At 69.7% G+C, this 6,188-nt stretch carries 7 protein-coding genes and 1 tRNA gene; 3 read left to right on the forward strand and 5 right to left on the reverse strand.

Annotated features, from left to right (window positions below; genetic code table 11):
- The 4 genes from IY392_RS09505 to IY392_RS09520 all read right to left on the reverse strand — a co-directional run.
- A partial coding sequence (locus IY392_RS09505) for a UDP-glucose/GDP-mannose dehydrogenase family protein (RefSeq protein ID WP_194861071.1) occupies nt 1–786 on the reverse strand: 786 nt, incomplete at its 3' end.
- 129 nt (nt 787–915) lie between these two features.
- Nucleotides 916–1,479 carry a dCTP deaminase gene (gene dcd / locus IY392_RS09510; protein WP_194861072.1) on the reverse strand — a complete coding sequence of 188 codons (564 nt, stop codon included), beginning with the start codon at nt 1,477–1,479 and terminating at the stop codon, nt 916–918.
- Complete coding sequence (locus IY392_RS09515; protein WP_182612723.1) at nt 1,460–2,257, reverse strand: hypothetical protein; 798 nt, start codon at nt 2,255–2,257, stop codon at nt 1,460–1,462. Before IY392_RS09515 ends, dcd begins: the two co-directional genes overlap by 20 nt.
- Nucleotides 2,258–2,411: 154 nt before the next feature.
- Nucleotides 2,412–3,203: a hypothetical protein gene (locus tag IY392_RS09520; protein WP_194861073.1), complete on the reverse strand. Its 792-nt coding sequence runs from the start codon at nt 3,201–3,203 to the stop codon at nt 2,412–2,414.
- 206 nt (nt 3,204–3,409) lie between these two features.
- Here IY392_RS09520 and IY392_RS09525 point away from each other — a divergent pair, with 206 nt between their 5' ends.
- Together IY392_RS09525 and IY392_RS09530 are read left to right on the forward strand one after the other, a co-directional pair.
- The gene (locus IY392_RS09525; RefSeq protein ID WP_194861074.1) at nt 3,410–3,679 is read left to right on the forward strand and encodes a hypothetical protein; all 270 of its coding nucleotides are present in this window, start codon (nt 3,410–3,412) and stop codon (nt 3,677–3,679) included.
- 63 nt (nt 3,680–3,742) lie between these two features.
- Nucleotides 3,743–3,813 (forward strand) — tRNA-Gly (locus tag IY392_RS09530).
- A gap of 128 nt (nt 3,814–3,941) precedes the next feature.
- On the opposite strand, the gene IY392_RS09535 is transcribed toward IY392_RS09530, so the two are convergent.
- Nucleotides 3,942–4,871 (reverse strand): methyl-accepting chemotaxis protein, encoded by a 930-nt coding sequence (locus tag IY392_RS09535; RefSeq protein ID WP_228549222.1) that lies wholly within the window; start codon nt 4,869–4,871, stop codon nt 3,942–3,944.
- Between the two features lie 104 nt (nt 4,872–4,975).
- On the opposite strand from IY392_RS09535, the gene IY392_RS09540 reads away from it, so the two are divergent.
- Nucleotides 4,976–6,188, forward strand: a 1,213-nt coding sequence (locus IY392_RS09540) for a PEP/pyruvate-binding domain-containing protein (protein WP_255542048.1), incomplete at its 3' end; no start/stop codon positions are given.

Below are 6,188 nucleotides of genomic sequence, written 5' to 3' on the forward strand. Positions count from 1 at the left end.
CCCCAGCCCCGCCCCCAGGAACCGCCGCCCGATCCGCGGATCCATCCCGATCGCATCGGCCAGCACCGTCACATCCGCGCCCGCCGCCTCACACACCTCCGACACCGCGTTGATGAAACTGATCTTGGTCGCCAGGAACGCGTTCGCGCTGACCTTGACCAACTCCGCGGTGGCCAGATCCGTCACGATCACCGGACACGGATCCGAGTCCAGGATCGGCGCATACGCCCCGCGCACCACCTCCTCGGCCGGGCCACCGGGCTCACGCACCCCGATCACGATCCGATCCGGCGTGAGCGTGTCGGCCACCGCGAAACCCTCCCGCAGGAACTCCGGGTTCCACACCACCTCCGCCCGCACCCCGCCGCGCACGTGCGCATCGGCGATCTCCTGCAACCGCGCCGCCGTCCCCACCGGCACCGTCGACTTGCCCACCACCACCGCATCCGCCGTCAACAACGGCGCCAACCGGGCCAGCACCTCCTCCACATGGGAGGTGTCGGCCGCGAACTCCCCCTTGCGCTGCGGAGTACCCACCCCGATGAAGTGCAGGTCCGCGAACTGCGCGGCCTCGGCATAATCCGTGGTGAACCGCACCCGACCCGCCTCCACCTGCCGCCTCAGGATCTCCGGCAACCCCGGCTCGTAGAACGGCACCTCACCCGACCGAAGACGCTCGACCTTCGCCTCGTCCACATCCACACCCAGCACCTCATGACCCAACTCCGCCATACACGCGGCATGGGTCGCACCCAGATACCCGGTCCCGAACACAGTCATACGCATGGTCCACTTCTACTGTCCGCGGACGACATCCCGGGAACACCGGGGTTAACGCGGGACGAGCGTCCTGCTGCAGGGGCGGGCTCGGGGACGGCCCGGTTCCGACACGACCCGGTTCTCGGAGGGGCCCGGTCAGCGGAAGTTGAGGTACGCCTTGGAGGCGGTCGGACCGCGCTGTCCCTGGTACTTGGAGCCCGTCGCGGCAGTGCCGTAGGGGACCTCGGCGGGGCTGGACAACCGGAACAGGCACAGCTGGCCGATCTTCATGCCCGGCCACAGCGTGATCGGCAGGTTCGCCACGTTGGACAGCTCAAGGGTGATGTGCCCCTCGAACCCCGGGTCGATGAACCCGGCGGTGGAGTGCGTGAGCAGACCCAGTCGGCCGAGTGAGGACTTGCCCTCGAGCCGACCCGCGAGGTCGTCGGGCAGGGCCAGGCGTTCGAGGGTCGCCCCCAGGACGAACTCACCCGGATGCAGCACGAACGGGTCCCCCTGGGCGGGTTCGACGAGTTCGGTGAGGTCGTCCTGCTGTTGTGCCGGATCGATGTGTGTGTAGCGCGAGTTGTTGAACACGCGGAACAGACTGTCCAGACGGACGTCGATGCTCGACGGTTGGATCAGCGAGGAGTCCAGGGGGTCGATCGTGAGCCGCCCGTCGGCGAGCTCGGAGCGGAGGTCACGGTCGGAGAGCAGCACGATCTAGAGGGTATCGCGACCCCCCGGCGAGCAGTCGGAGCTGGGTGCCCAACTCCGTGACCCCCACGCACGCCTCGGCGAAGGGCAGCCGCTCGCGGCGGATCCGGCCGTCTCGTCCGACCAGCTCGATGTCCACCCCCGCCCGGTCGATCCCGACCAGCAGCGGGCGCTCGGCCGGCAGGCATCGGCACACGCGCAGCGCCATGCGCGGCACCACCTGGCAGCGCGGGTCGTTGAGGTGGGCGAGCCAGTGTCCCTCGAGATCGGAGAAGGGGTCGGGCCCGGACGTCGCCAGATCCTCGGGGTCGATGTCGGTCACGCCGTCGTCGTCGGTCAGCACGATCCGCTCGGCTCGGAGCCGCACCAGCGCGACACCGGTGCCCACGTCCAGCAGGACGGTGTCGGGGAGGTCGCGGGCGATCTCACCCGCGGTGCGTCGCTGGGCGCGCACGCCCGGCAGTTCCACACGCCCCTCTACGACGACGATGCGTCGACACCGCCCTTCGGCGGCGCCTCCGATGATCTCGTCCAGGACCTCGAGTCGGGCCGTCGCTCCCCCGACGCCGATCGCGCCCGCGTGTGCCGTCGGGAGCGCCACCCAGAGGTCGGCGGTCCCGGGTACCTGGTGCACCAGGGTCACCTCTGGTGCGGGCATGGCGGCCACGGATGAAGAACCGCTCGTGGCGGAGAGGAGACCCAGGGTCGCCCGGGGGCACCGGCGTAGCGCCGAGCTCACTCGTTCCGCGGGCTCCGGCACAGGCCCCACCAGTGATCGCATGCCAACTCCTCGTGGTCGTTCCCGCACCGTTCCGGCGCCTCTGGGAACAGCGCCGGAACGGTCCGGGGGCGGGGACGTGACTACCCGCAGCGACTAACTTAGGTAAGGCTTACCTTTTTGGCAAGAGTATGCGGCGAAGTGACGTCCTCCGGCCCTACCCCCCGAGGGCGGCGATCTCGGCCAGAAGATCCCCGGAATCGCGGCAGAACCGCGAGAACGGCAGTCGTTCGATCACTCTGGACCCGGTCACGGACCCGATCGAGAGATCCAGGCCGGCACTGTCGACGCCGACGATCCACGGGTCGGTGCCCGCGATCTGGTGGCCGCTGCGCAGCGCGAGCCGCGCCGCGAGTGCGGAGTCGGATCCGAGCCGGCGCAACCACGCCTGCTCGTCGACACCGATCGGGTCCACCGCCGCCGCCGCGAGCTCACCGCGCGCGATCACGTACGCCCCGTCGGCACACAGGTAGGAGATCTCGAGCGGCCGCACCTCACTCAGTCGCAGCGCCCCGGCCTCGCCGCCACTCCCCGACCCACCGTCGGCGGCGACCAGCCTGCGACGCCGCGTCGGCGAGGAGGCCGTGACGATCCCGGCGATGGTCACCACGCCTCGCACGACGGCGCACTCGTCGTCGCATCGAGTGGATCCGGTACGCCCGTCCACCGCGAAGGACGGACCCGCTCCCACCCGACGACATCGGCCGGTACACACCCTGTCGACGATCTCGGCGGTCGCCGATCCACCCGCGGACGCCAGACCGCCCGACTCGCCCACGTCGCGGGACATGCCGCCGACGTCGACGACGAGCACGATCACACCGTCGTCGCGGACCCGCGCGGACCGCAGTGGCCGGGTCAGGAGCCCGGAACCGACCGTGCCGGCGGCGCCGCGCGCCAGGACGGTCCGCACTCGTCGGGCGATGGGTCGCTCCGTCACGTCGTCCATGCTCGTCCTCCCGAAAAGAGTCGTCCGTCGACCGGTGAGCGGCCTCAGAAACGGAGTCTCATCCTATTTCAGCGTGAACGGCCACCGGATCCATACCCGCGGGCGCACCGGATCGTCGTGAGAACCGCCACACCGCGGGGCCCGCGCAGGCCCCCGGGCCGACCGCGGATATGCGCCGCGCCCCGCACACGTGGTGCAATCGGGGTATGGACGATCTCAGGGAAGAGCCCTCGAAGTACATCTGGCGATGGACCATCTGGTCCTGGGTGTGCGTGGGCATCGCGGCCCTCATCGTGGCGATGGGACTGACCGGCGGCGGTTCACTCACCCCGTGGATCTTCGGCGCGCTCGCCGTTGCCGTTGTCGGTGGCGTCGGTTTCGGGTTCGTGCCCCGCGCCTCGCTCGCGCAGACCCGGCGACCCATGACCACCGGAGCCAAGCGAAAGGCCGCCCGCAAAGACCCCCGGAACCGCTGACGCCCGGAGCCTTCGTGCTAATCTGAACCGGCCTTCGAGCGGCGACGCCGCGTGAAGTGCACTGCCGATGTAGTTCAATGGTAGAACTTCTGCTTCCCAAGCAGACAGCGCGGGTTCGATTCCCGTCATCGGCTCAGGTATCGAGGCCCTCCCCCACGGGAGGGCCTCGAGTCATCTGGCGAGCCGATTCCCGCGCGACACCCCGCCGGCGTGTGTCAGCCGGGTCGCCTCAGCGTGAACACCCCGCCGCCGTAGTCGCTGATCAGGCGCCCGGCGTGGCCGGGCTCGGCACGGACGGCCCGCCCTTTCCGTTACCGTTCTCGCCCCCACGCCGCCGCAGGAGCTGGAACCCGGGAATGCCCTTGACCGCCTCGAGACAGTGCTGCGCGACCTCGAGGATCTGGTGGACCTCCGGTGCCACGGTGTCCAACGAGGCGATCACGGGCATCACGTCGTTCTCCAGGCTGTCTCCCAGCGCGGGCAGGTGGTCGATGAACCTGACGACGGCCCTGATCTCCTCCGGCTCGACCGATTCGAGTATCTCGTCGGCGATCGGTTCCAGGAGCGCGATGGTCTTGTCCGCCCACACCAGGACCTCGGTGAGGCGCGTCGCCACCTTCCCGGCCGTCTCCGGGGAGAGCTCGGCATCGACCAGCAGGGCCTCGACCACAGGCTTGACGGGCGCCAGAGCCGAGTCGGCGAAATCCAGGAGCGGCTCGACTCGCCCGATGAGCCCACCGGCCTCGATCACCAGGTCGTCGGCGACGTCCACCGTCGCGCTGACCCGTCCCACGACACCGTCGGCGGAGTCCACCGTCGACCCCACCCGCGCCACGATCCCGTCAGCCGACTCCACCGTCGACCCCACACGGTCGACTGTGGAGTCGGCGGAGGAGACCGTGCGCTCGACATCGTCGATCACCGCGTCAGCCCGCGAGACCGTGGTCCGCACCCCGTCGACGGTCTCCGCGGCAGTCAGCACGATCCGGTCGATGGACGAGACGGTCTGTTCGACCTCGTCCAGAAGACGCTGGACCCGCCTGACGATGGACTCCACGTCCTCCAGGAGCGCCATCACCCGCGCCGGCAGGAGGAGGAACTCCCGCGCCATCGACAGCTCCCACTCCACCACCCGGAACGCGGTGTTGACGAGGGATGACGCGGAGGGCACCCGGACCTGCAGTTCAGCCATGAATCGATTCTGCCCGAACATCCCACCCGGGGCCTCCCGATCAGCGCACCATGGAGTACGCGGCGGGTGGATGGACCCCATTGCGCTCCAGGAAGGAGTACGAGATGAGCGCACCACAGGTGACGACCTTCGACGATCTACGGCTCGACGACTCACCCGAGTACGGAGGCAAGTCGGCCAATCTAGGGGAGATGACCGGAGCGGGACTCGCGGTGCCACCGGGTTTCGCGATCGGCCAGTCGGCGTATCTGGAGGCGATGGACGCCGGAGGCGTCCGCGCACGTCTGCACGCCGATCGGGTTCCGGAGGAGGGACTCACCGAGGCCGAGCTCATGGCGAGGTCCGCGGAACTGATACGGACCGTCGCGGAGGTGGACTTGCCGGCTCCTCTCCGCGAGTCGATCATCGAGCACTACCTCGCGCTGGGGCACGATGTCCCCGTCGCGGTCCGCAGCTCCGCCCCTGCCGAGGACGCGGGCGACACGTCGTTCGCCGGTATCCACGAGTCCTACACCGACGTCGTTGGCGAGGACGCCCTGCTCGATGCGGTCCGCAAGTGCTGGTGTTCGCTGTGGACGCCGCGGGCGATGACCTACCGGGCGGTGTCGGGTTACGACGAGGAGCCGTCCATCGCGGTGGTCGTTCAGCGGATGGTCCGCTCCGACACCTCGGGGGTTGCCTTCACCGCGGACCCCCGCACCTCCCGGACCGACCGGGTGGTGATCGAAGCGGCCTTCGGCCTCGGGGAGGTCGTCGTGGGCGGCAAGGTCGAACCCGACACCTACGTCGTCGACAAGTCCGACCTGGGCATCCTCTCCGCCCACGTGGGTCGCAAGCTCACGCGGATCATCGCCGGCCACACAGACGACGGACTCGTGCCCGTGCCCGAGGAGATGCAGACCACCCGCGTCCTCGACGACGAACAGGTGCGAGCCGTCGCCCGTCAGGCCATGGCGTCGGAAGCCCACTACGGCACGCCTCAGGACACCGAGTTCGCAATCGAGGACGGCGAGCTGTATCTCGTCCAGACCCGCCCTATCACCACCCTCGTGGACCGGGCGGCGGATGGTGATCGGAGCGCGTCGGGTGACGGCCGGTCCGGGGGCGACGTGGAGCCGATCGTCGAGGGACTGGGAGCCGGGCCGGGCACGGCCACGGGGCGGGCACGGGTCCTGCATGAACTCGCGGACGGCGCCGACCTCGCACCCGGCGAGATCCTGGTGGCGACGATGACCGACCCGGACTGGCTGCCGATCCTCAAACGGGCGGCTGCGATCGTCACCGACGAGGGCGGGGTCACCTGCCACGCCGCGATCG

This window comes from Dietzia sp. SYD-A1, assembly GCF_015356725.1.
Lineage (GTDB): Bacteria > Actinomycetota > Actinomycetes > Mycobacteriales > Mycobacteriaceae > Dietzia.